Here is a 22,848-nt window from a genome sequence, read left to right on the forward strand (position 1 = left end):
GCACCGCCGACCCGCCCGAGTCACCCCTCCAGCCCAGTCCCTGAACAGCTCACTCCTCGCGGCGCTCGCCGAGCACGGTCGGGGCCTGTCTTCAAGCGTCCCGGCACGTCACTGGCCGGACGGTTACGCGCCAGCCCTGGCTTGTGGAAGTGCGACACCCAGACGAGGGCACCCGCCTCTTCGGCGACACCCTCTCTCTGTCCGGGTACAGCCTGGACGGCACCATGTATCTGCTGGGGCAGCTCGGCGATGGACGTTCCGTCCTCGCGTCCTGGCGGCCCCGGTGGACGGGCGAGGACTTGGAGGAGGGCCCTCGTCCGGAGTGCTCCCCGGTCATCGACGAGGGCCACACGCCGCCGCATGCTGCCTGGGCGCGGGAGGCCGCACGCTACGCCGTCATCTTCGGTTTGCTCTTGGAGGCCGAGGGCTCACGGCTCGGAATCGAAGAGGCAGGTCAACGCGAGGCCCATGAGGGCCTGCCGGTGCGAACCGTCTACCTGCGTGGCCCCGTCGCCGTCCCGCCGGTGTCGTCCGAGACTGGTTTCGCCTGGAGCGGCGCGATGGAGCGCCAGGCGCGCGGATACCTCACACGCCAGCGCCACGGGCCCTGGCTGTCCCTCGCCCGCTGGCAGTTCGTCTCGAAGCGCTCTATGTGGCGATGGGTGCGGCCGGCGTCGTAGGGCGGTCCGCTGCGCTCTGCACACGCGCAACCGCCCTCCGCTCGCACAGCAGCGAGTGCAGTCTAGCTCGTCCGTCGAGCAGGGGCCTTCCATCGGGCCTTGCGTCGAATGTGCGAAATCTCCTCGAGGAGTTCCATCCGCGTAGGGTGGTCCCTGCGCAGAAGGAGCACGCGCCGCTCCGCCTCATCCAGCTTGCGGCGGGCCCTGTCGGCCTGGTCGGGAAACTGATTCGCCGTCATTGCGAAGAGGCAGGCCACGTGCGCTTGCCTTCCGACGTTGTCGTAGCCGAGCTTCTCGGTGCGGCGGAGCGCACGGCTGAACTCCTTCCAGGTGCATTCGCGGCCATGGGCGCCCAGCAGAATGTCCTCGGCTGTCCTTCTCTTGATAGCGAGGCGCTCTGGCGGTGCCCTAGCGGCGCGCAGCCAGGCCTGCTGGCGCTCGAGGAACGTGCGTTCGAACTCCGTGAAGCTCGCGTTGGACAAGGAGAGATGGAGTCTGCCGCTCTCTACGAGGCCAGTGGCCTTCCGCTCTTGCTTGCTGGTCGTTCTATTCCGCGGCACTGCAGGAGTTGGGATCCGCAGTTGCTGCATCGGGGGCAGCATGGGCACGGCAAGCTCCAAGCTGGATAGGTGTCTTGGACTCAGCCTACTGGAGCGAGCGCGATAGGGAATACACCATTCGCTGGACCTTGGGCACCTCCTTGGAGGAGCCGCCCTGGAGGAGTGCGCTTCGAGGGCCCGTACCTTGAGCGGGATGCTCTTCTAGGCAGCGGAATCAGGCGTCGAGGTAACCCGTGGGTGCCAGAGGGACGGTCGTGATGGTCCAGTGAACTGGACCTGTTGGGTCGAGTTTGTTGGGGTGGGCGGGAATTTCTCGCCGAAGGAGCTTGCTGCCTTGGGGCGGCTCTGGCTGTGCTGCGGCCCTCCATGTCCGACTTCCGCGAGGCCCTCGAGTTGATTTCGGAGTTCCCATGCTCCGAGCATCCTGGCTTCTCCACCGCCCTGGCCTGTACTCGTTGCGGCACCTTCATCTGTGCCTTCTGTGCCTTGTCCAGTGCGGGCCTGTGCTTCCGGTGCCTTCATGCGGCTCCGGAGCTGGCGACGCGCAGGGCCCGGCTCGCCGCATTCCTTGTCGATGGTGCTGCACTCGTGCTCCCGTCCCTGTTCCTGGGCGTCCTCCGGTGCCTGGCGCTGCCCGGCGAGCCGGCGATGAAGGCTTCAGTCGTGTACATCCCGGCGCTCCTTGCGTTGCTTGTCCATGCGAGCCTGATTCGAGGCACTGGAGCGAGCCTCGGCAAGAGGCTCTTGGGGATTCGAGTCGTCCGGAGAGATGGCCACCCGGCCGAGCTGTGGCGCATTGCCCTGCTGAGGAACGCGCTCCCTATGGCGCTCTGCAGCTACTGCGTCTGGTTCGGCCTCGTGGATGCGCTCTTCTTCGTCGGAGAGGAGCGGCGATGTCTCCACGACTGGGTGGCCGGCACACGTGTCGTGAAGGCCCTCGGGCGCGGCGCTCGTTCGCTGCGCGGTGCGTGACTGGCGGACGCGTTGGGTTCGGAGTCCCTTCACAGCGAGGGGAGAATGAGAGGAACTGACATGGAGGGAGAGGTGAGGTCCGAGCGTCCCCGCTGGTTGGCCGGGCTCGTGTGCGCGGTGGTGGCGCTGTCGCTGGGGTGTTCCCGGCCATGGAAGCGGGATGACACCAGGACGTGGGAGGGCTGCTGCAAGGGGGCTGATGCGTGCCTTGCGCTGCTGGAGGAAACCCACAGCCCCGACACGGGGGAGAAGTGGTTGCCGCCGGAGCAGGCGTGTGCGGCCTGGAAACTGGGGCGAGAGGGAGAGGTCGTCGTCTCTCGGCTGGTTTCGCTGCTTCGGCACCCTGAGCGTCGCGTGCGCGGCGGTGCAGCGCAGGCGCTGGCGAACATGGAGGGGAAGGCCACGGGTGCCGTGCCTGCTCTCATCGAGGCGTATGAGCGGGAGCCCGGCGGGCTGGCCCTACACGCGCTCTCCTCTCTCGATGACGAGCGAGCAGCGCCAGCCATTGTGCGCCACCTCCTGGAGTCGCCCACGTCGGCCCTGGAGCACCTCGGCCCGACATTGGCCCCGGTGCTGGTAGAGGTGCTGGAGAATCCGGAGTCGAGCTGGGAGGCGCTGGTGCTGGTGCGCCACGTCCTCGCCCGGCGCTCCTCCATGTACACGGAGACGTCCGTTACGCGCCTGCGGATGCTCCTCGCCCGGGAGCTGGAGGAGCCCATTCTGCGGCGCCCACCCGGAACGTCCTGCCCCTCGGTGCCTGAGCCAGGCTGCGAGGCGGTTTTCGACGGGTGCACCCCGCGAGCTGCCTACGTAGCGTCCGTGCTGGCGGCCCACGTGCGCCTGGGGGCGAAGGCCGCGCCCGAGGCGTTACAGGCGCTACAGCGGGCGGACGTGCGCCTCACACCCGTGGCGCTGCAGGCGCTGGTGGCCTTCGGGAGTCCTGCTGCGGTGCCGGGCGTCCTTGAGCAGCTCGCCGTGCCTGAGTGCCGTGCCCGGGCTCTTGCGAGCCTTGTGTTGCTGGGGGACGTGGCGCGGCCAGCCGCGACGGAGCCGCTGCTGCGGCTGCTGGCCACGGGAAAGGAGGGCTGGGAGCGCGCGCGGGCCGCGGAGGCCCTTGGACGCGTGGGAGACGCAGTCGCCCTCGATGCGCTGCGCCAGGCGGTGTACGCGCCGCATAGCGAGGTCCAGGCCGCGGCGGTTGATGCGCTGGGCAGCTACTCCTTCCGGGCGCATGCGGAGGGGCTGGTGCCGCTGTTCCAGCAGGTGGTGGCGACACACGCCTCGCCGGTGGCGCGGAGCCACGCGAGGTTGGCCTTGGAGGGACTCTCCGGGCAGGAGGTGCAGCCTGCGGAGTCCATCGACTGCGCCCACATCAGTCCAAGACGCTCCGGTGGGTGGACGCTGCGCGAGGGGCATACCTCCATCCAATTGCACTGGGACAAGCCGAAGGCGCCCCCGCGGCTGGGGCCGTGTGCGGATGTTCCTGATGGGGACTCGGCGTCCGTCCTCGAAGCCGTGGGGGAGGCCTGCCTCGTCGGACGGGATGACGGGGAGTTTGGGGGCACGCTGGAGGTGCATGAGCCCGGGCGGGTAACGGTGCTGGAGGAACCCCAGGCCAACCCCCTGCAAGCGGTGCGGATGCACGGCACCCTCGTGGTGGTGGAGGGCCTTGCACACCTGGCTGGCGGTGCGGGGCGGCTGGTGCGTGTCGACGAGTCTGAGGGGCGGTGGCGCGCCACGCCTTGGGTGACTCTCCCAGGTGCACCGATGGCATACGCGCTGGATGATGCGGGGGACCTCGTCGTGGGGACGACGAATCAGCGACTCGATGAAGTCGTGTGTGGCCGGGCTGGCGCATTCGCTCCGGCCCACGTGCTTCGCGTCACGGTGGACGGGCGCCTGGCCCCCGTCGAACCGGACGGACGGCCCTGACGCCCCCGCGCGGGAACGGGCGCCCCTCCCGGGGCAGGAGGGGGCCTGGCGCGGGCGGGGGCGCTTCAGGCGCGCCGCGTCTGCGAGCGGAACTCGCTGGCCCAGCGCTGGGCGGTGGCCGTGGCGCGCTCGCGCTCCGACGCGAGGAGACTCGTTTCCGGTTGCCCAACTGGCGTTGGCGCCCCAGGTTCGGAGGTGCCGTCCGCGCCTGCTGCCCCCTTCTTTCGCACCCACATGCGAGGGGCCGGGGTGACGGTGGGGGGCGGTGTAGCAGGCGCGGCGTCGGCCTTGGGCCTGCGTCCGCGCGGGAGAATGACTTCGGGGACGCTGTGAGGCGCGGCGTCCTCCACCCAAGCGGAGTGCAGGCGGTCCGTGGCCACCATGAGGCGCCGCTTCTGGTAGTGCGCCGCGCAGTAGCCCTGGCTACGGTGGGGGCGCTTGCATCCGATGACGGCGCATGCCCTGGCCGTAGGCGCGGGAAGCGGGAGCGGGAGCGGGCGCTGCGGTTGCGCGGGGGGCAGAGGCCTTGCGTCGTGGCTTGGGTGCTGGCGCGACGCTGCCTGCTGGGGCCCCGGGGCGAGGCGCTTCGCCACCTGGGCCAGTCTCGCGACGAGGCTGGCGATTGGGCGCGCCACCTCCTCATCGAGGGCGGCGCGGAAGGACGACTCAAGAGAGCCCGTGGGCTTCCGAGCGGACGGGCGCAGCGGTTCCTTCGTGGAGGGAGGTGCGCCGTGAGCCTTCGAAATGGGAGTGCGCGGGATTTTGTGCATGCGTGGCTTTGATCGCATTGCTGTGTATTCGGGGCGAATGCGCGTTGGGACGGCGGGTGATGATTACCATCCTCTGGGCATGTGTCGTAGTCGAGCAGTGCTTAAGTGGAGGAGGGGGCGCCTTGGGGGACAAAGGGCGAAAGCGGAGTACCGACGAGCAGAGACCGCGGTGCTGCACGTGCTTGGCGCCGAGGAGGTGTTAAAGCTCGCGGAGACCCAAGACTCGCTGTGCGCTAATACTCCGGTGCAGGAAGCACTGCGGGAGTGAGTTGCTCGCTGCGCGAAAGCTGCCTCTCCGCAGTGGCGAGCACCACGCATGAGGCGCGCTTTCCAGCCGTGTGTGAAACATCCGGTGAAACAGGAGCCTTTGGCGGGCGGATGGGTTCAGGCCGCATGGGCATGCCATGACAGCCTGACTCATCCCCGCGCCGCCAGGCCCTCACGCAGCATCTCATCCACGAGCGAGGCGGCCTTCTCCTCGTCGGTTTCGCCCTGTACGCGCAACTCGGTGGACTCGAAGCGCTGGGCGTTGCCTACCACCCAGTTGATGTACTCGCCCAAGGACAAGCGCTCCACGCCGAAGGCGATGTCCTGCATTCCCTTCACGATTTGGACGGCAGTGCCCTGGAGGACACGCCCGTCGCGCATGACAATTACCATGACTTCCTCTCCTTCAGGTGCCGACGCCAGCAACCGGACTCGATGATGGGGCGGCCAGCCAACCGCTCCTTGGGAAGCAGGTATGCCTCGACGCGGCCGGCACGGTCGAGGGCAATGGACGTGCGCTGGTAGAAGCGAGGGTGGCCCTCGAGCCTGTCGAGCGCAGCCAGCATGAGCGCGTCGACTTCGTACACCTCTCCTTTGACGGCGTGCTTGCCCCCGGCCGAGAGAGCGGGGAAGGGCCCGTAGTCGTAGAGGGTGAAGCGGGGACGTGTCCGCGCCGGACCGATGAGGCGTGCGCCACGCAGGAGGCCGTGGTTGGGTTGGCCAGACAGCAGCGTCCCGTAGACGAAGACGCGCGTGGCTGAGGTTGAAGCGCGCTTCACGCCGCACCACCCAGGGCGTCCGCGAGCGCGGCACGGTTGAAGCCCAGGCGCCCGTAGGCGTGCCAGAGGACGAGGAAGTAGCGGGCGGCGGGAGGCCAGGATTCGAAGCGCGCCTCGGGCTGGAGGTACACCAACGCGCGGCGGCGGTGGCCGGTCCTGTCCGCCACCAGTCGCGTGGAGCGCCGGTATGAGAAGGGGTGCCCCTCGAAGACGTCGAGGGCGCGCAAGTCCTCCGGGGTGAGGCGATACAGCAACCCCTCGACGTGGGCACCGCGCACGCGCTGGAGGCTGGCGACGGCACCACCCCAGCGGCGGCTGTACCCGCCAAACACGAGGGTGTGGCCGGGCAGGGTGGCCCGAGCTTCGACGGTGGCGCCAGGGCAGCGCGTGCGCATCTGGGCCCTGTCGAGGTTGGAGCCGTAGGCGAAGTAGAGCATGGGGATTCTCTCGTGGAAGGCGGGCGCGTGGCCCGCCGTTGTCGTGGCTGACCAGGGCCCCGAGGGGGCCCGGCGTTGAGGCCGCTTCAGGCGGCCAGGGCCTCATGGGTGCTGCCCTGGGCGCCGTTGCTGCCGCCCTGTGTGCCCTCGCTGCCGGGCGAGCCGTCCTCCTCCCCTCCCGAGCCGCGCCTGTCGCGGCGCTGGCCCTTCCAGGCTGCGCTGCCCTCCAGCTTCTTGAGGAGGTGGGTGCGGGCCGTCTTGAACTCCTCGCCGATGAGGCCCAGGTGGAGGAGGAACACCCGGAAGTCGTACTTCGCGGTGGCGGGGTTGAAATCGCGGCGCTTGCTGGAGGCGGCCTTCGAGGCCAGGGCCCGGGCGGCCAGGGCGAGCACCAGTTGGACGTAGGCCTTCACCTCGCCCGCGTGCACCGTGCCGTTGAAGTACCGGAATTCAATGGTGCCTCGGAAGAAGAGGCTGTTGAGGTTGAGGCCATGGTAGCGGCTCTGGTCGTAGCGTTGCGGGGAGAGGTTGCGGCGTCCGTACCAAGCCTCATTCACCTCCTGCAGGGTGCGCGGGCGCCGGGCCTCCAGCCGCTGGATGAAGGCCGCGTCGATGGGCCGGCAGTACCGGGCCAGTCGCGCCGCGCTCACCCCGAGGGCCGTCTCCAGGAGGCGCTCCTGCTTGTGCACCATCTTCACGAGGTTGGTGACGCCCTTGGCGTCGAAGCGGCTGCCGTCGACGTGGATGTGGATGCCCGTCGACGAGTCAGCGCGGGCGCCGGCCTCGCGCGCGGCGCGCACCACCTGCTGTAAGGCGTCCATGTCCTGGTAGGTGAGGATGGGGGAGACAATTTCGCCGCTGTACTCGCCCCCGCTCAGCGAGCCGTCCGGCACCACCTTCCAAGTGCGGCCCTGGGCGTCCGTCACCTGCCAGCCCCGGTAGTCGCCGGAAACCTGCCCACCCACCGCGCCCTGAATCGCGTGGGCCAGCTTCTGGCGGCTGGCGCCAACCGTCTCAATCTCAATCCCAAACCGGAGCGTCTTCATGGGGTTTGCCTCTCGCATTCGCGCGGGGCTGCGGCGCCCGTCGCGAAACACATACACGCTCTGGTGTGCGAATGAAGCAAGTCCACTTCGATGGTCAGGAAGGCAGATTTGGGTGTGTCTTGGATAGTCGCGAGAACACGCTGGGTTTCGCGCCGGGCGCCTGTGGAGGAGTGCGGCCAGTCCGCCCGTCCTGGGGGGCGGTAGGCGGAATTCCAGCGTGTGTGATTGCCTCGGCAGGCGGGACGGGGAAATCCGCGCGGTGCTCCGACGCGGATTGCCCTTTGCACCGCTCAGCCCAGCAGGGTGTTGAGGAGCATCATCCCGCGCATGGCCTCGGCATGGTCCCCTTCAGCCAGCTCCAGGTAGATGCGACCGCGGTTCGGCTCCGAGAGGCGCTCGCTCTGCACGATCCACCGCTCGCTGGCAGGGGTGTTCAGCTCCAGACTGGCGGCGAAGGTGTGGAGCAACGCGCTCATCTTCCGGTGGGTGGCGCCGGACGGAAGGAAGATGTCCAGTTGCGGCTGGGGCGTGCCGGAACGGCTCTTGCCGAGGTTCAGGGTCAATTCGGCGCTGCTGAACTCAATCACCTTCATCGGGACAACGTGGAAGGTGGAGGCCGTGGCGCTCATAATCGGTGTTCCTGTTGGTTGGCGCGGTGCTTTGTTGCCCGTCGCGAAAGGCATACGCGCTCTGGTTGGCGGGTGTATCAAGTCCTCTGTAGTGGTTTGTGACTTGTGTTTGTGGGTGGGTATGCCTTTGCAGGGGCCTCTTCCCCTTGCGCCTTCGGGTGGCGTGAGGCATGTCGCCCTTGTGTTGGGCCGTGGGCGCCCCGCGAGCGCCCTGCGAAGCGCCACCGACACGCGAGCCTCGGTGGCTTGTTGCCTCGTCGCCATGGCGGGCCTCACCCCTCTTTCGGGGCAAAGTGCGCGGCGGCTTCGGTGGCACCCATCGCCTTGAGTTCGCGGTGCACTGCGCGCATGAAGAAGCGCGTTCGGCTCGGAAGGCCCGCGTCGCGCCAGGCCTTGTCCAGGGCCGCCAGCGCCTCTGCGTCGAAGGAGAGGGGAATGATGCGCTTGCCGTCCTCGCGCACCTTCGCCTCGCGCTCCGGGCGTGGGCCCACGGTGACTCGTCCAGCCTCCGCCTCCCGAATTTTCCACTTGAGGTAGTCGACGTCGCTGCTGCCCGTCGGCCGTCCGACGACCTCGAGGTACTTCGCCTGCAGCTCCTGGACGGACAGGCCAGCGAAGCGTCCGCGCCCGTGGGCATGCTGCGTGACGTCCGTCGTGGAGGCGGCCTGTGGCGCAGGCGCCGGAGGTGCGCTGGGAGGCGTGGCCGTCGCCCGGTGGGTGGGGCTACGCCGCTTCTTCGCGGCGAGGGTCTCCTCAATGCGACGGATGAGGTACTTCTTGTTGGGGCTGCGCGTCTCTTCGCCCACCACTTCGAGGTAGCGGGCGCGCAGCTCCGTCAGGTTCATGGACTCCAGCTTCTTCTTCGGGGCGGTGGTGCGGGACATGGTGGTGTTTTCCTTTCCGGGCCGTGGGTACACGTCTGCCGTTCACGAGGGCGGCCCGGTGGCCCTCGTGCGCTGCTGCCCCGCTGCGCGGAGCGTGAATGGTGAGAGGAGGCGCTACTTGCTGCGGGCGCTGCTGGCGGAGCTCAGGCCGGCCTGGTAGGCCGCATTGAGGGACTCCTTCAGGCGCCACACCGCAACTTCGTGGAAGTCGAGGCTGTCGCTATTGCGTGTCTTCAGGGTTTCGATGTTCAGCGTCTCGCGCGCGATGCGCTCAAGGGTCTCTTCGAGGGCCGGGTCGGGCTTCGCGGTGCCGACAGGGCGGGACTTGCGGGGTGTCATTGTTTCGTCCGTCCGTGCGCCTTGGGTGGCGCGCGTGAGGCATACGCGCTCTGTTTTTCGTGTGTGGCAAGTCATTCTCCGCGCGGCTTTTTCAGGTGCGCAAAGCACTCAAGGTCGATGGCGCGAGGGTCGACATGTACGAAGCTGGTGCTGCCATTCCAGTTGACGGGAGCCGCGTCGATGCGGTCCTCGGCCGTGACGCCGCCGAGGCGAGCCAGCTTCTCGTCGGTGTCCGCGTAATAGTCGTTCGAATCCGGGTCGGCGTCCGGGCGGAGTCCGCCGCGCAACACGGCGAAGATACGGACCTTCTTCCCGTTGAGACCGGGGATTTCATTGCCGAGGTAGGTGGTTTCGATGCCGATGACCATGCGCGTCTCCTGGCGCGCAGTGGGCAGCGCGCGAAGACATACACGCTCTGCTCGCGAGACGTAGCAAGAGGAGTGGAGAGGGGTTTGGGGCGCCCCGGGGCGCGGCCGGCGTCAGGTGTTCTCTGTTTTTGCTGACAGTGTATGGCTATTGGCTGGAGTCCTCCGGGGCGCGGGGTTACTCGTCGGGCGGCATTTCGATTCGCAGGCCCCGAGGGAACCAGCGCTCCCGAGCCTCCTGTGTCAGGGGCTGCGTCACCACCTGCGGGGCGGTGCCCCCCTTCGGCTTGAGCGCCCTGTGGAGGCGCCCGCGCTGGACGAGCTCGGCGTGGAGATGGCCGACGAGGAGCCGGTGCAGGTGGCCGAAGCTGCCAGGCGCTGGATGCTCCGGCTCGCCTTCGGCCGCGCGGATGAGGAACTCGGAGGAGCGGCAAGAAGCGCATGGAGGAAGTTGGACGAGGCCGTCGTCCACGTCCTCACGGCGGGAGACGCCCACCTCCAGGGACTCGAGGGCGGAGCGGTTGTTGCTGTCACACCGCGTGCAACGCTGCAGGACGTGCGTCTCGGCGATTTCGAGGAGGGCCATGGAATCCTCAGGCGATGGCGATGTACGCGCCGAACCAGTACGTGGCTCCAAGCGCGGGGATGGTTTGGTGGCTGTAGAAGGCGAAGCCGTCCCGGTCCGGCACCAGGATGGTGGGGTTGCCGGCGAAGCCGCCGCCGGTGGCGTAGGGGGTGAAGGTGATGGAGGAGGGCGCGGTGGGAAAGCGACTGCGGAACGTCACCGAGCCGCCGCCAGCAAGGAAGTCATGCGCGACGGTGTCGCTGTTGCAGTACTCCAGTCCGAAGCGGCCCTCCTCGCGCAGGCCGCTGCCCGTCAACTCGAAGGCGGAGTTGTTGGCGGCAGTGCCCATGGACAGCCTCCAAGTGCGCGTCCACGAGGAGAAGGTGGCGGCCATGCTATTGTCGTGGAGGAACTCGGCCTCATTGCGTGAGAGGCGGAAGCCGCCAGCTGAGAGGGCGGTGTCGTCCCGGGCCCAGGCGGTGCCATTCCAGTTGGCATTCAGCGTGAACCACACAGAGGCGTTGTCGGCGAAGAGGCGCAGCCGGCAGGCCGAGCTGCCAGCACCCCGGGAGTCGAAGAGCAGGACGCGACCGGAGCCCAGGACGGGCTGGACGATGACCTTGTGCTGGCCTGCCGCCGTCTCGTTGCCGCGGAAGTGCCCGCCGCTGAAGGCCCCAAGGACTTCGTTGAGGGCCGCCTCGACGGTACCTGCCGTGAGGAGATCGCCCGTGTCCGCGACGGAGACGGCGGAGGCTGCGTGGGCCCCCGCCCCCTGGGTGACGTGTCCATTGAGGAAACCCAGCAGCGCGGTCACCTGTTGCCGCAGATTGCCAGCGGCCAGGGAGTGGGGCGTCCCGGCGAGCGTGTCTCCTCCGACGCGAGACGTCCCGGGGCTTCCGGCTGTCGTCTCACCGAGGCGGGTGACGACCTCTTGCAACTGGGCCTGCACGCTGGTGCTGCTGACGTAGCCATGGGGCGAAGCGCCGATGGCGCTGGCGCGGTGGGCCCCGGTAGCCGCGCCCTGGTGGGCGTTGACGAAGCTCAGCAGCGAGGAGAGCTGCGCATCCACGGTGCCCGCCGGCAGGAGGTTGGGTGTGCCGGGCACCGCATCCGCGCCCACGCGCGAGGCGCCCGGTGTGCCAGTGGTGGCCGAGGAGAGCTTGTCGACGACTTCGTCCACGGCTTCCTGCACGGTGGTGGATGTGATGAAGCCGTGGGGGGCGTAGTCCACGTCGCTGGCTTCATGTCTCCGGGTGTCGCCGGAGAAGTGCCCGGCGAACTCGCCGTCCACCGAGTCCAGCGTCGCCTGCACCGTCTGCGCGCTGGGGCTCAGGATGTCCCAGGCGCCGCTCTCCACGGCCACGGAGGTGCCCCGGGCGAAGATGAAGGACTGCCGGCGGGAGGTGTCCAAGTCCACGGCGAGAATCTGCGTCTGCCCGGGGCGGCGCCTGACGTCACACAGCAGCAACTCGTCGGGCTGTAGGGTGGGCTTGGGCGCCTGGCCGGCGGGGCCTTCCGGCGCCTGGCGCACCACCAGCTCGAAGGACTCGTCGCGGCGGAAGTACACCTGCTGGGAGTTGCCGTCTGTGCGCGGCTCCGACAGCAGGCGGGTGAATCGCAGGAAGATGCCCACCCACCGCTCACTGCCGGCCGTGGAGACGTCGGTGGGGATGCCGGAGATGTCCACCGCGCAGTCCACCGTCTGCCCCGTGCCGAAGAAGATGCGCTGGCCGAGGTTGTCGTAGGCGCGGGCTGGGGCCGTCAGGTCGACGGTGAGGTTGGCCACGGGCGCGTGCTGCGCGGGCAGGGCCCCGGAGATGATGCCGTGGACGCCCAAGTCCGAGGCGAGGTTTCTGTCCGCCTGCTCCAACTGCGCGAAGGCCAAATCCAGCTCGGCCTCTGTCACGCGCTGCCTGAAGAAAAAATCTAGCCGGTTGCTCATGCCTGCGCCCTCCAGAGGACGGCAAAGGCATGGCGCGAGAAATCGGGGACATGGTGAGCGACTGTCAGTGCAGGACGGTGGTCTCCCCCAGTTCACTCATGCCCAGCTCATAGTGCTCGGGGAGGATGGGACAGGGGCTCCACGAGGTCCACGAAGTGGGTGTGAGCGAACTGCGCGCAGGCGCTGGGGGAATGAACGGCTCCCCCGAGCCGCCCTGCGTGCCGTGGTGAGGCGTTCAAGGAGTGGGGTGATTTGGACCTGGAGGAGAGCTTCGTCGACGCGTTCCTCGCCTTGGCGAAACGGGGGACTGCGTCGGAAAGTCCGAACGAGGCAAGGGGACGAAGCGCCTGGCCGCTGCAGACGGCGCCGGTCTTGCTCGCACCACGCGAGAATCGCGCTCTGTGCTTCAGGCGGGCCCCAAGTAACATTCGGAGGCATGGACTCTCAGACGGCACTCCGCGAGTTGGAAGCTCAGCTGGACAAGGACGTTAAGGCCTTGCAGCTCCTGAAACTACCATTTCGGACAGTGCTCTCGGCTCTCTACGGCGTTGTGGATAACCGCTTTCATGGGCCACGGACTTCGCCAGAGAGTCGAGAGAACGAAGATGTTGGGTCCGCGATAGTCAATAGACTGTCCTATCTGCTCCCGCTGCTCCTCGACTGCCCTGTGGAACCGCTGGGACTTAATTTGGCAAATGCGCTAAGCCCGCTCACACCACAATGCTTGGCGGAGCTGGCATTTCTTCTGGCATATGCCCACTTCAGTGAGCTAATGCCCGAGGTTCATCGAGGGTACTACTCGGTAAGCGGAGATGCTGCGTCCGGATTTAGACTAACGCACATAAACGACAGCGTTCGCTACTTCGAAGCTCGAGATATCGCACTTACCGAAATCTCCACGCCGTACTTCCTACGGTCGAGGCAGAACTTCGAGTCTCGACTATCCGGGCTCGTGGACCGTTTCATTAAGCAGAAATACAACCATGAAGGGGGAGACTTCTTGGTGGATATTACGCTTATCACCAAGCTGCTCTACGAAGAGATCAGGCTCGGGATTCGAGAGATTCCAATATTGACGGATGAGGGGTGCGAAGCGGCGTTTGGGGTGTCGCTGGAAAAATTCAACCGCTTCCGATCGGCCTGGGCGGGCATTAGCGAGTTTTGTCTTCTGCTGGCTGAAGCATTTGCACGCCGAGCTCGTTCTTCAAATGGCCGACGTCAGCGCGAACTGCTCTTTGAATGCATGGAGTGGACAGCGCCGCTGCTTCGGGAGAATTTTCTTGGAGGGTTGGTGCTGAATATTACGAACCTTTCGGGAGCTGAATACGACCATCTGATGCAATTCTTCTCGTTCTCGCCTGCAGAGAGAGAGGCAAGCCAGGTTGGCGATGGTTTCTTTCCGCCGATTGCGCGACTCTCCGGTTCCCTTCAGTTCAATCCAGATGCGCTCCGCTCAGTGCTGTCTAGTCGGAATGTGCTGTATGCCTTGAATAGGGCACATACTCAGGTTTTTGATGAACGTGTTTCCGAGCATCTTGAGCCGGCCCTCATCGATGTTGCGAAGCGGTCCCTGTCTCGTCTTTCGGATGTTGTCCTGGCGCAGGAAATCGACTGGGGCGGGGGCGACATCGACCTCCTTGTGTATAGCGAGAGGGAAAATAGAGCCCTCCATATTCAGGCCAAAGCATCAATTGCGCCACAAGGGGCACGGATGGTTGCGGCGACCGAAAGTCGAGTGAAGGAGGCGCTTCGTCAACTAAGTGCGCTCCGAAAGCTTTCGCCTGCTCGGATTGATGCGATTGTTGAGAAGGCAATCGGTCGCCCCGTTCGCAACGTCGATTTGGTGGACGTGGTCCTCTGTCGGGCGTCGTTCGGAACTGCGAAGACATGGGAGCGGCTAGGGGATGTCGCAGTTGTCAATCCACCCCTCTTGGCCGCAGTTGTGGAAAGGCTCATTGCCACGTCCAACCCGAATCCGATCGCTGCATTTTCTGCGAGCGTGAAGGGTGTTAGTGACGACATTCAACGTCGAGCGACCAATGGCTGGGATGAAGCTACGATAGATCTTGGCCGCACAACTCTCACAATGCCGTTGCTCCGGCTGGATTCCAGCGTAATTTGGGAGGAGCGTAAACTGGCGTATGAGCGTCTCGTGAGCGGTTGAGGGTATCTTTGGGGTACTCAATCCCTACGAGACGACGGAAGCTCCGGAGCCCAGCGAAGAGGCACTTGTGCCAAGGCACGAAGGACGGCTCGGAGGGTTTCGTCCCTCCCCCAGCCCTGGGACCAGCGATTGACCGTCTTGCGGGGCGGGTACTCCTCTCGCAGTAGTTCGTTTCGGTGCGCTCCTGTTCGCAGAATCCACAGGATTTCGTCGACAGTGCGGTTAGCTGAAGCGGTCCAGCCGGTCGCTCATGCTTGTGCCTTCCAGGGAAAGATAAAGGCTGGGTGCGAGAACTCGGGACCAGGCCTCAGGGCGCTCAGTGCAGCGTCGTCGTCTCCCCCAGTTCACTCATGCCCAGCTCCCAGTGCGCAGGGACGACAGGTGACTGGGGCTCCACGAGGTCCACGAAGTGGGTGTGCGCGGGCTTGACGTACTCGACGAGGGTGCGCAGGCGCTGGCGCTCGGTGGGCGAGAGGGGGCGCTCCACCTCGACGTTGAAGGCGTAGCGGGCGAAGCGCTCCGAGGGGCCCAATACCCAGTCCACGCCCAACTCGGACTCGGCCAGCACGAGGGTGTCCGCGGCGAAGGGGGAGATGGCCCGTACCTCGATGCCGAGGAAGAAGCGGATGGCATTGCGCAGGCCCAGCGCGGTGCCCTTCTGCTGGTACATCTCCACGAGGATTGCGGCCAGGCGGCGCCTGGCGAGGACGTCCAACTCGAAGGCGAAGGGGTTTCCCAAGTCCTGGAGGATGGCGTCCAGAAAGGGCTCCGGCGCGCGCTCCATGTCGAAGACGTCGGGAAGGGCGTCCAGGTCGGCGAGGAGCAAGTCCGTCACCTCCTGGAGGCAGGAGATGAAGCGGTGCAGGTCGCCCGTAACGTCGTCTCGCCGGTTATGGCGGGGCAGCATGTCCCAGAGCTGGAAGCTCCGGGCAGGGGGCCGGGCTGGGCGGAAGCCCGCGAAGGTGGCGCGGTGGTATGGGGCGAGCATCGGGTTGCCGTGCGCGTCCGTCACGCCCTCCACGCGCACTTCGTACACCACGTCCGGCGTCAGCTCCGTGTCGAGGACGAGGTGGGCGAGGGGCCCGTCCGCCGCGGCATCGAGGGAGGTGACTGGGACTGCGGGCGCGCCGCGAGCCGTGAAGGTAAAGCGCGCCGAGGATGGCACCCGCACGTCCTCGTCGAAGGCGAGGCGCACCGACTTGGGCCCCACGGCCTGCGCACCGACAAGGCGCGGGGCAGTCCTGTCCTCCACGGTGAAGGTGTACGTCTCGTCGAGGAGGTGCTCGCCGCCGGCCGTGGCCGAGACGACGCGAACGGAGACGGTGGCCTGGCTGGCCAGCGGCACCGCCGGGTGCAGCACCACACGCAGGGTGTCCGCCGTCTGCGTCACCTCCGCCAGGGGCCCCACAAAGGCGGCATGCACCTCGATGCTGTCCCCGCCAGCGAAGGCGAGGACTCCGTCCACCCAGACGCGCGTGGCCGCCCGGGCAATGCCGTCCGTGCCGACGTCCACAAGTTCCAACTCCAGCGCAGCATCGACGGGGACGTCCTCCTCCTCAGGGCCCGGAGCGCGGTTGAGGAGGAGGGGGCGGCGCGTCTCGGCGAAGAGGGAGACGGTGTCGACGTAGAGGGCGGGCAGCTCAACCGCGGCCATAGCGACACCTCACGAGGAGACGAGTTCCAGGCGGACACCCACCGTGTGGACACCGGAGAGCTTCGAGACGTTGGCGGCCATGTCCCCGACGAGGCGCTCGCGGCCGGGGCGCCCGAGGCAGCGGGCGTACTTCACCTCGTCGACGACGAGGGACGCCTCCCAGGCCAGGCCCGCCGGGGCGCCTGGAGGCACACGGAGGCGCAAAGCGGTGCGGACCAGATCCACGCCGGTGATGTCCATGGCTTGCGTCACCTCGGCGAAGTCCCCGGGGGCCAACTCGAAGCGGCGCCCAGGCTCCTCGTCTCCGAGTACGAAGAGGTACTCGCCCGAGGCAGGCATGGCCCGCTGGGGCCGAATGCGCCCCTGGCCCAGGCCGAGGCGACTGGTGAAGGCGGTGAGGGCCATGGCGTCACACCTGCCGGGAGAGCTCGAGCGAGTCGAAGTAGGCCCGGCGGGTGACGTCCTTCACCGCGAAGCCGAAGCCTCCACGGCCGGAGGTGAGGGGTTGGCTGCCGGAGTTGATGCCGAGGGCGTCGTCGATGAAGTTGGCCATTCCTGGCACGGGCTGCCAGTCGGGAGGCGTGCCGAGCGGGTGCGCAGCCAGGTCGTTCTGGAGCGCCTTGAGGACGACGTCGCCAGTGGCGTTGACAATGACGTCCAGCCGCAGGTGCAGCCAGGTGCCCTGGGTGAAGCTGGCCGAGGACTTCAGCAGGACGCCGGGGCCGTCCGCGTCGGGAAGACCCGTGGCCACCGCGCCCTTGCGGAGCACCACCCGGTGCGGTTCGTCGTCGGAGAGGCCCAGGAGGTAGGCGGAGTCGTTGACGGAGGTGCCCTGGCCGCAGAGGAAGAGGAAGGGGGAGAAGCCGGTGGGGCCTCCACCGGGCCCGCGCTGGATGCAACCGCGGATGCTTCCGCCCCGGGTCATGGGGGCGAAGTCAGGGAGGTTGGCGAAGAGACCCACTGCGCCCTGCGCGGCGGAGAGGGAGTTGAAGGCGAAGAGGAAGTTGCCGCCGCCTGGGGGACGGGCAATGCCCGCCGTCACGCCTCTGTCCACGGTGGCGATGTCCAGTCCGCCACTGAGGTAGGTCCAGTCTGCGCTTGCCATGGTGTCCTCACTACGTGGCGGCCAGAGGCCACCTGGTGTCGAAGTCCTCGGTGGGGTGCGTCGTGTTGAAGAGGGCCACGCGCGCCGTCACGTCCTCCCAGCGCCAAGCGTAGGTCTCGTTGGTGTGCCAGCGCTGCGTGAAGTCCTCGCGCGGCGAGTCGCTGAAGAGGCCCGACACGGAGGTGACGTCCGCCCAGTCCGCGAGGAAGGGCCCCTGGCCCCACGTCTCGACGACGTTGCCCTCGAAGCGGTGCGGGACGAGTTGTGCGGGCGGTAGTTCGAAGAGGAAGCCGTCGTTGTCCCAGCCCCGAGAGAAGGCCTCGAAGCCCTCGCGCTGGCCGGAGAAGAAGGCGAGGGCCACAGGGACGTCGGAGAGGGCGGCGCGCCACACGTACCAGCGCTCGAAGTCCTCGCAGGCCTCCTCCGGCACACCGAAGCCCGCGAGGTCCTCACTGCGCGTCACCGCCGTCAGCGTCCAGTGCGCGGCCTCGCCGGGCTGGCCGCCCGCGTCTTCGAAGCTGGGATTCAGGAGGGCCATGTCAGAGCAGCCCTCCGGTGTCCCCGTCCTGCAGGGTGACGCTGCCCAGCACCGGCAGCTCCCGCACCGTCAGCTTCACGTCCGCGGGCAGGCCGTTGAGTGTCAGGTCCATTCTCGCGTCGCCCAGCTTCCGGACGCCTGACACGTCGCGGATGACGTTGAAGACGTCGGACCAGGCCACCTCTCCGGCCGGGAAGCCCTGGGCGTCCTTGAGGTTGAAGCCGAAGTCGATGCGCGCGTTGGGCGTGCCGTCCGGCTCGCTGACGCGGAAGTGGGCAGCCAGCGCCTGGCGGACGCGGGTGGCGATGTCCTGGGCCGAGGCGCCCTGGCGCAGGAAGAGGCGCGCGGAGACGTCCACGCGCCGGTACACCGGCTCCTGGACGCTCACCTGGAAGGTGAGGGTGCAGGGGTAGACTTCCGTCACCTGCCTCAGCACCTGGGTCTTGAGGGCGGGCGTGGGGACTCCGCCGCCCTGGGGCACCACGTAGAGGATGCCGGCATTCTCGCCAATGGTGGCGTCCTCGTTGGACGTCAGCATGAGGGCACGTGCCACGCCGGGGAGGCGCCGAGCGTTGATCTCGAAGTCCTCGCGGGAGACGGTGCGCGTCAGGGCCCGGAGACTCTCGGGGGCGAGCAGCTTCGCTGCGGCCACCGTCTGCCTGTCCGCGCCGCCCGAGGCGGGGGCGGGGTTGTGGACGGACACCTGCACCGCGTGGCCGTGGGCGTCCCGAAAGCTGCCCTCCACGACGACGAGGCGGCCCGCGTCCACGTTGCCGGCCGCGCCGCCACCTGTCTTGTACACCACCGCCACAGTGCCAGCGGGTGGCAGGCCGTTGGTGCCGGTGCCGAAGCGGACGGTGGCCTTGTCTCCTTGGTCCACGCTGACGAGGAAGTGGGCGTCGGAGGCGCGGGAGTTGAGGAAGGTGTCCACCTCGGTGAAGGCGCCCTGGGTGGTGGACACGCGGGCGGAGCCGTCGAGGTAGGGGGCGAAGTCCAGTTGCGCCTCGAAGTCGGCGAGGCCGCGGGCGTCGAAGAGCTGGGTGTGCGTCTTCGAGTGCTCGGCCACGGCGAGGGCGCGCGGCGGGTTGGCGCCGGCCGGAATAGTGACGGACGAGAGGAACTGGAAGCGGGCGGCCTCTGTCACCTCCTGGGTGCGGACGACAGTGCCGGCGGGGAATGTGACGGGGGCGGCGGGAGGCAGGGCTAGGCGCAGCTCCACCTCGGCCGTGGCCGCCTGCGCGCCGTGAAGCCGGTAGCCAAGCATGCGCGCCAGGGCGATGACGTTGCGACGCTGGGTGGCAGTGGAGAGTCGCGACTCACGGGCGAGGTTGTCCTGGTAGCTGCCAAGGACGTCGCCGACGAAGGCGTACATCTCCAGGAGCAGGTTGCCGAAGCTGGCGACGTCGAAGTCCGTCCAGTCCGGGAAGACGCTCTTCGTCAGCGTCACGAGGCGCGCGCGCAGGGCGTCGAAGTCGCGGTGGGTATAGTCGGTGGACGCGGGAAGAAGTGGCACGTCGGCGAAGGCCTCCACCGGGAGACAAAGGCCTTGGACCCACTTCTTCAGGGGGACATAGGGATGGCGATTCGAGTCAGGCGCCGCCACGCTACTCCTATGCGTGGTTCCAGCACTTCAGTACTTATCCCGATTCAGTAAAGTCCCGTAAGTCAGCAGCTTGCTGTCGCTCTACACCTGCGAACAGGCGGAGGATACGTCGTGGACATAAAGCCGAATGGCACGATCCACTTCAAGCATGTTTATGCGACGGACATGGAAGACTGGGGCGTTCTAGCCTTCCCACGGGCTCAGGATGCAGCCGATGCAGGTCGCCGCTATCACCTTGGCGATCCGGTCCTTCTAGCCATTCCTCTCAAGCCCGTGGAAATCGCAGGCCCGGTCCCCGGTGAGGTATGCGGCCGGGTATTTGCTGTTTGCACTCTGGCGGTGCTCGCGAACGCCTCCACACGCGAGATCGCAAACCCGGAGATGGTCCGCCTGTATCCAGGTGTGGTCGAGCGGTGGGGCACTGCGCTCCCCATTCGGAGGCTCTGGCGGCTGCACAACCCTCGGCCGTACCACGAGTTCGGGCAGGAACTCGTCGAAGCGGCTCGGACACGAAGAGGCCAGTTGATTCAGTTGGCAGCACCTGCCCCTGCGGCGGAGGTCCGACAATGGCTTGGGTCGGCCCGGTGCGACGAAGCAAAGTTGAGTCACTCAAGCAGGGTCAAGGCGCTCCTCGCTCGCTTCAGCCAAGCCCCGTAAGTCAGTCCAACTGGATGGGGCATCTGACCCTCTGAGTGCGGTTTCCCGACCTACCTGAAGGGGGAATGCTCCCTCTGAGGGTAGGATGGGGTGCCGCAACTGGCGTGCGAATTCCCTTCGACGTGAGGAGGCCCTCCAGCATGGATGCAGCGTGGTTCTGCCCGACGTTCGACTTCCGACGCCATACACCTGACGAGGTGCTACTTCGGGGAACCCGCCTTCTGATTGAGGACATCGGCACCAAGCATGTCGACCATTGCTTCTGCGGCCGGTGTGGCGTGCCGGTTTACAGGTCGCCCACCGACGGGGTGCGGACACTCGGTGGCCGCGTAGCGCGACTGTCGCATTACCCTGGCTACGACCATGTTCTATGTGCCGAGCGTCCATCGAAGGCCAACGCTACGGAGCGCGGCGCCACTCCATCAGGACGTCCGTCCTTTGTTTCCGGGCCAGAGACGACGCTGGTACCCGTTTGGCTGCCAGCCCGCGAAGCACCGCGTGCAATGGGTGGCGAGCTGGGCTCTGCTCTCGACCATGAACGCAAAATGGTTCGGCCGCGCGTCGCTTCTGGAGTCGCACGCTCGCGCTCAAGCGCCCGGGTTACTGTTCAGCAGATCGCGGACAGCCTGCCCTCCCTGCTCGAGAACCCCTTTGCGACAGGGGGGCGACTTCGCGACTTCATCCGTCCCATCCATCTGATTGACGGTGCGGACGATGGGAGTGAACCAATGCTGTGGTGGGGCCGGTTACATAGCGTCAGCCATGGCAATGCTATGAATTGGCTCAACATCCGCACTCGTGACCGCTCCCCTGCAGCTTTCTGGGTGAAGCACAGCGTGGTGCCGAAGTTCCGCTCCGCGTGGGAGGAAGACCGGATTGTCCTCGCCTATGCCTCCTTCGTGAGGGAGACCAAGAATGGGCGCCCGAAGCTGCGCTGGGACATTCACGACAAGGGGCAGATCGCCCTCGTTCCTGAAGGACACGAGTCGTGTTTGACGAGCATGTAGCAGGACATGAGCAGCGTTTTCGGCGTGAGGTGGACGCACGGCGGCGGCTACTCGCGACTCAAGGACCCCGCTGGAGGGGAACGTCGAAGTCCGCCGTCGTGTCGCCCTGGCGCACGCGCACACGAAGCGTCAGCGTGGCTGCGTCCTGCTCGACGCGGACCAACTCGAGTTGGACGCTAGGTAGCCAACGCGCGAGAGCGTCACGGACGTACACGCGCGCCAGCTCCGCCAACACCGTGTCGTTGCGCTGGTGGCGAAGGCGCGAGAGTCCGGCCCCGAAGCTGGTGCGCCAGGGCAGCTCGCCGGTGGAGTAGGGCGTGGCGCCTTCAGTCAGCAGCACCTGTCGCACCTTCGAGGCGAGCAACTCGGCCCCGGTGCCCGTGGCGAAGTCCCGCTTCCTGTCTCTGCGGAAGGGGATGAGGAGATTCTGGAGCTCTCGACTCATGACGTCCTCCTCATGGAATAGGGATGGCCGCGCGCACCTGCTGCAGCGTGCGGACGATGGCGTCGAGGGGGGCAATGGCCTCTTCCAGGGCGCTTCCCTCGAGGCTGGAGAAGTCTGGCACTTGGGAGCCGCCTACCAATCCGAGGAGGACGTTGAGGAGGGCCATGAGCTGGGAGAGGGCGGCCAGGGCCTTGCCGACATTGGCGGCCTCTTGCGCGACGTTGGCCTCCGCGCAGCCGGCCACCGCAAGGAGGCCCGCGTCTCCAAGCTGGGCGGCGCGCAGCCGGGCCTGCCCGACGCTCGACAGGCGCAGCTGCAGGTGGAGGAGCTGTCCACGGGCGTGGCCCAATTCGCCCAGGACGATGTCGATGACGCCCACCACCGCGAGTGGCACCGAGAGCTGGGGGACAAGGCGGAGTAGCTTGGACACCTTCTCGGCCAGGTTCGGCAGAGCCGCGGCGATGGCTGTCGGGTCCGGTGGCGGCCCCAGCGCGTCAGGTATCGCCTTCACGACTTCGACGAGGGCCAGCACCGCACCGATGATGTCGAAGAGGGGCGTGAGCGGCGCGAGCGCCGGCTGGACGGCCTGCAGGAGCTGATGGTGCTGCAAAGTGGCGCCGCCAGGCAGGGTGAGCGTGGGCGCCTCGGGCAGCGGGGGGATGTGGATGCAGATAGGCAATGGCATGCGGGCCTCAGATCGGCTCAGCGATGGGGCGCACCACACGGCCAGCGATGGTGACCTGGGCGGCCTCCAAGGAGATGGCGCCGACCGCGCGCAGGGTGAGGGCGGTGGTGGCCTCCAGGGTGACGGTGTTCTCCTCCGCGTCGAAGGTGAGGCAGTCGCCCGTCTTCCGGTTGGTGAGCTTCAGCTTCTTCTTCCCCTCGGACTCGTCCAACTCGACGCGGAAGGTGGGCGTGGCGAGGACGCGGTTGTCGGGCGGAGACACCTGGGCTTCTTCGGGGACCTCGCTCTGGCCGCCCGGCTTTCCCCAGTGCGCCGAGAGGTAGTAGGGCGCGTCCACGTCCCCTTGATTGAAAAAGACGGCCACCTCCGCGCCCACGTGCGGCACCGCGAAGAAGCCCGTGTCCTTGGCGCCGCCCCCGGAGGTGCCCAGGGGCCAGGCCCAGGCGGACTCGGGCTCGAGGACACCGGGGATGCACACGCGGACGCGGCCGAGCTGCGCCTCGTCGTCGCGGCTGGTGACGTAGCCCACGTACATGCCGAGGAGGCGCGTGTCATGGGCGAGGATGTCGTCGTCGAAGGTGCTCATGGTGGGCTCGCTACCTGGGGAGACTCATTCCGGCTTCCGGGTCCTCGACACCGATGGGTTGCCCGTCGCGGCGGTACTCGATGTACCGGGTGCCGGTGTCCCGCTCGAAGTGTCAAGGACCGGGGCCATGGATCGCATGAGGGTCGGCCAAGCGGATCGCCCTGGTGAGCTGTCAGGGAGCGGCGATTCGAGTTCGCGGCGTTGACGCGGTCGGTTCGGCCAAGCGGATCCGCTACT

General features: G+C 67.2%; 24 protein-coding genes. 5 read left to right on the plus strand and 19 right to left on the minus strand.

Annotated elements, in window-relative coordinates:
- The first annotated feature begins 149 nt into the window (after positions 1-149).
- Positions 150-680 (plus strand): hypothetical protein, encoded by a 531-nt coding sequence (locus D7Y15_RS32750; protein WP_121755037.1) that lies wholly within the window; start codon positions 150-152, stop codon positions 678-680.
- A gap of 62 nt (positions 681-742) precedes the next feature.
- Here D7Y15_RS32750 and D7Y15_RS32755 read toward each other — a convergent pair whose 3' ends face one another.
- Positions 743-1,282, minus strand: a complete 540-nt coding sequence (locus tag D7Y15_RS32755; protein WP_233605180.1) for a hypothetical protein — start codon at positions 1,280-1,282, stop codon at positions 743-745.
- Positions 1,283-1,606: 324 nt separating this feature from the next.
- Between D7Y15_RS32755 and D7Y15_RS32760 the strand changes: the two genes are divergently transcribed.
- Complete coding sequence (locus D7Y15_RS32760) at positions 1,607-2,212, plus strand: RDD family protein (protein ID WP_121755058.1); 606 nt, start codon at positions 1,607-1,609, stop codon at positions 2,210-2,212.
- A gap of 60 nt (positions 2,213-2,272) precedes the next feature.
- Positions 2,273-4,144 (plus strand): HEAT repeat domain-containing protein, encoded by a 1,872-nt coding sequence (locus D7Y15_RS32765; RefSeq protein ID WP_121755038.1) that lies wholly within the window; start codon positions 2,273-2,275, stop codon positions 4,142-4,144.
- Positions 4,145-5,331: 1,187 nt separating this feature from the next.
- On the opposite strand, the gene D7Y15_RS32775 is transcribed toward D7Y15_RS32765, so the two are convergent.
- The 10 genes from D7Y15_RS32775 to D7Y15_RS32820 all read right to left on the minus strand — a co-directional run bounded on the left by D7Y15_RS32775 (position 5,332) and on the right by D7Y15_RS32820 (position 12,167).
- Entirely contained in the window at positions 5,332-5,562 is a 231-nt protein-coding gene (locus tag D7Y15_RS32775) for a hypothetical protein (RefSeq protein WP_121755039.1), read from the minus strand.
- Between the two features lie 5 nt (positions 5,563-5,567).
- The gene (locus D7Y15_RS32780) at positions 5,568-5,960 is read right to left on the minus strand and encodes a gamma-glutamylcyclotransferase (RefSeq protein WP_121755040.1); all 393 of its coding nucleotides are present in this window, start codon (positions 5,958-5,960) and stop codon (positions 5,568-5,570) included.
- Positions 5,957-6,397, minus strand: coding sequence for a gamma-glutamylcyclotransferase family protein (locus D7Y15_RS32785; protein ID WP_121755041.1), 441 nt, complete (start codon positions 6,395-6,397; stop codon positions 5,957-5,959). The genes D7Y15_RS32780 and D7Y15_RS32785 overlap by 4 nt, the downstream gene beginning before the upstream one ends.
- 86 nt (positions 6,398-6,483) lie before the next feature.
- Complete coding sequence (locus D7Y15_RS32790) at positions 6,484-7,443, minus strand: amidoligase family protein (protein WP_121755042.1); 960 nt, start codon at positions 7,441-7,443, stop codon at positions 6,484-6,486.
- A gap of 290 nt (positions 7,444-7,733) precedes the next feature.
- A complete protein-coding gene (locus tag D7Y15_RS32795; protein WP_121755043.1) occupies positions 7,734-8,072 on the minus strand; it encodes a hypothetical protein in 339 nt (112 codons plus the stop codon).
- Positions 8,073-8,344: 272 nt separating this feature from the next.
- Positions 8,345-8,956 carry a DUF2924 domain-containing protein gene (locus D7Y15_RS32800; protein WP_121755044.1) on the minus strand — a complete coding sequence of 204 codons (612 nt, stop codon included), beginning with the start codon at positions 8,954-8,956 and terminating at the stop codon, positions 8,345-8,347.
- Between the two features lie 114 nt (positions 8,957-9,070).
- Entirely contained in the window at positions 9,071-9,295 is a 225-nt protein-coding gene (locus tag D7Y15_RS32805) for a hypothetical protein (protein WP_121755045.1), read from the minus strand.
- A 71-nt stretch (positions 9,296-9,366) separates the two neighbouring features.
- Positions 9,367-9,663 carry a hypothetical protein gene (locus D7Y15_RS32810; RefSeq protein ID WP_121755046.1) on the minus strand — a complete coding sequence of 99 codons (297 nt, stop codon included), beginning with the start codon at positions 9,661-9,663 and terminating at the stop codon, positions 9,367-9,369.
- Between the two features lie 175 nt (positions 9,664-9,838).
- Positions 9,839-10,246, minus strand: coding sequence for a hypothetical protein (locus D7Y15_RS32815; RefSeq protein WP_121755047.1), 408 nt, complete (start codon positions 10,244-10,246; stop codon positions 9,839-9,841).
- 7 nt (positions 10,247-10,253) lie between these two features.
- On the minus strand, positions 10,254-12,167 hold the full coding sequence (locus tag D7Y15_RS32820) for a hypothetical protein (RefSeq protein WP_121755048.1): 1,914 nt from the start codon (positions 12,165-12,167) through the stop codon (positions 10,254-10,256).
- 952 nt (positions 12,168-13,119) lie between these two features.
- Here D7Y15_RS32820 and D7Y15_RS44375 point away from each other — a divergent pair.
- On the plus strand, positions 13,120-14,331 hold the full coding sequence (locus tag D7Y15_RS44375; RefSeq protein WP_148712927.1) for a hypothetical protein: 1,212 nt from the start codon (positions 13,120-13,122) through the stop codon (positions 14,329-14,331).
- A 316-nt stretch (positions 14,332-14,647) separates the two neighbouring features.
- Here the strand turns inward: D7Y15_RS44375 and D7Y15_RS32830 are convergent, their stop codons facing one another.
- Genes D7Y15_RS32830 through D7Y15_RS32850 form a run of 5 tightly spaced genes read right to left on the minus strand, consistent with a single transcriptional unit; the run spans position 14,648 to position 19,159 of the window.
- The gene (locus D7Y15_RS32830) at positions 14,648-15,985 is read right to left on the minus strand and encodes an Ig-like domain-containing protein (RefSeq protein WP_121755049.1); all 1,338 of its coding nucleotides are present in this window, start codon (positions 15,983-15,985) and stop codon (positions 14,648-14,650) included.
- A gap of 9 nt (positions 15,986-15,994) precedes the next feature.
- Complete coding sequence (locus tag D7Y15_RS32835) at positions 15,995-16,390, minus strand: hypothetical protein (RefSeq protein WP_121755050.1); 396 nt, start codon at positions 16,388-16,390, stop codon at positions 15,995-15,997.
- 4 nt (positions 16,391-16,394) lie between these two features.
- Complete coding sequence (locus tag D7Y15_RS32840) at positions 16,395-17,090, minus strand: hypothetical protein (protein ID WP_121755051.1); 696 nt, start codon at positions 17,088-17,090, stop codon at positions 16,395-16,397.
- 10 nt (positions 17,091-17,100) lie between these two features.
- Positions 17,101-17,628 (minus strand): hypothetical protein, encoded by a 528-nt coding sequence (locus tag D7Y15_RS32845; protein WP_121755052.1) that lies wholly within the window; start codon positions 17,626-17,628, stop codon positions 17,101-17,103.
- A gap of 1 nt (position 17,629) precedes the next feature.
- Positions 17,630-19,159 carry a baseplate J/gp47 family protein gene (locus tag D7Y15_RS32850; RefSeq protein WP_199746008.1) on the minus strand — a complete coding sequence of 510 codons (1,530 nt, stop codon included), beginning with the start codon at positions 19,157-19,159 and terminating at the stop codon, positions 17,630-17,632.
- Positions 19,160-20,028: 869 nt separating this feature from the next.
- Here D7Y15_RS32850 and D7Y15_RS44380 point away from each other — a divergent pair.
- Positions 20,029-20,895 (plus strand): hypothetical protein, encoded by an 867-nt coding sequence (locus tag D7Y15_RS44380; protein ID WP_148712928.1) that lies wholly within the window; start codon positions 20,029-20,031, stop codon positions 20,893-20,895.
- 58 nt (positions 20,896-20,953) lie between these two features.
- Here D7Y15_RS44380 and D7Y15_RS32860 read toward each other — a convergent pair whose 3' ends face one another.
- Genes D7Y15_RS32860 through D7Y15_RS32870 form a run of 3 tightly spaced genes read right to left on the minus strand, consistent with a single transcriptional unit; the run spans position 20,954 to position 22,611 of the window.
- Positions 20,954-21,340, minus strand: a complete 387-nt coding sequence (locus D7Y15_RS32860) for a GPW/gp25 family protein (RefSeq protein WP_121755054.1) — start codon at positions 21,338-21,340, stop codon at positions 20,954-20,956.
- A gap of 10 nt (positions 21,341-21,350) precedes the next feature.
- Positions 21,351-22,025 carry a hypothetical protein gene (locus D7Y15_RS32865; RefSeq protein WP_121755055.1) on the minus strand — a complete coding sequence of 225 codons (675 nt, stop codon included), beginning with the start codon at positions 22,023-22,025 and terminating at the stop codon, positions 21,351-21,353.
- Between the two features lie 7 nt (positions 22,026-22,032).
- Positions 22,033-22,611: a phage baseplate assembly protein V gene (locus D7Y15_RS32870; protein WP_121755056.1), complete on the minus strand. Its 579-nt coding sequence runs from the start codon at positions 22,609-22,611 to the stop codon at positions 22,033-22,035.
- Positions 22,612-22,848 lie beyond the last annotated feature (237 nt).

This window comes from Corallococcus sp. AB030, assembly GCF_003668965.1.
GTDB classification, from domain to species: Bacteria; Myxococcota; Myxococcia; order Myxococcales; family Myxococcaceae; genus Corallococcus; species Corallococcus exiguus.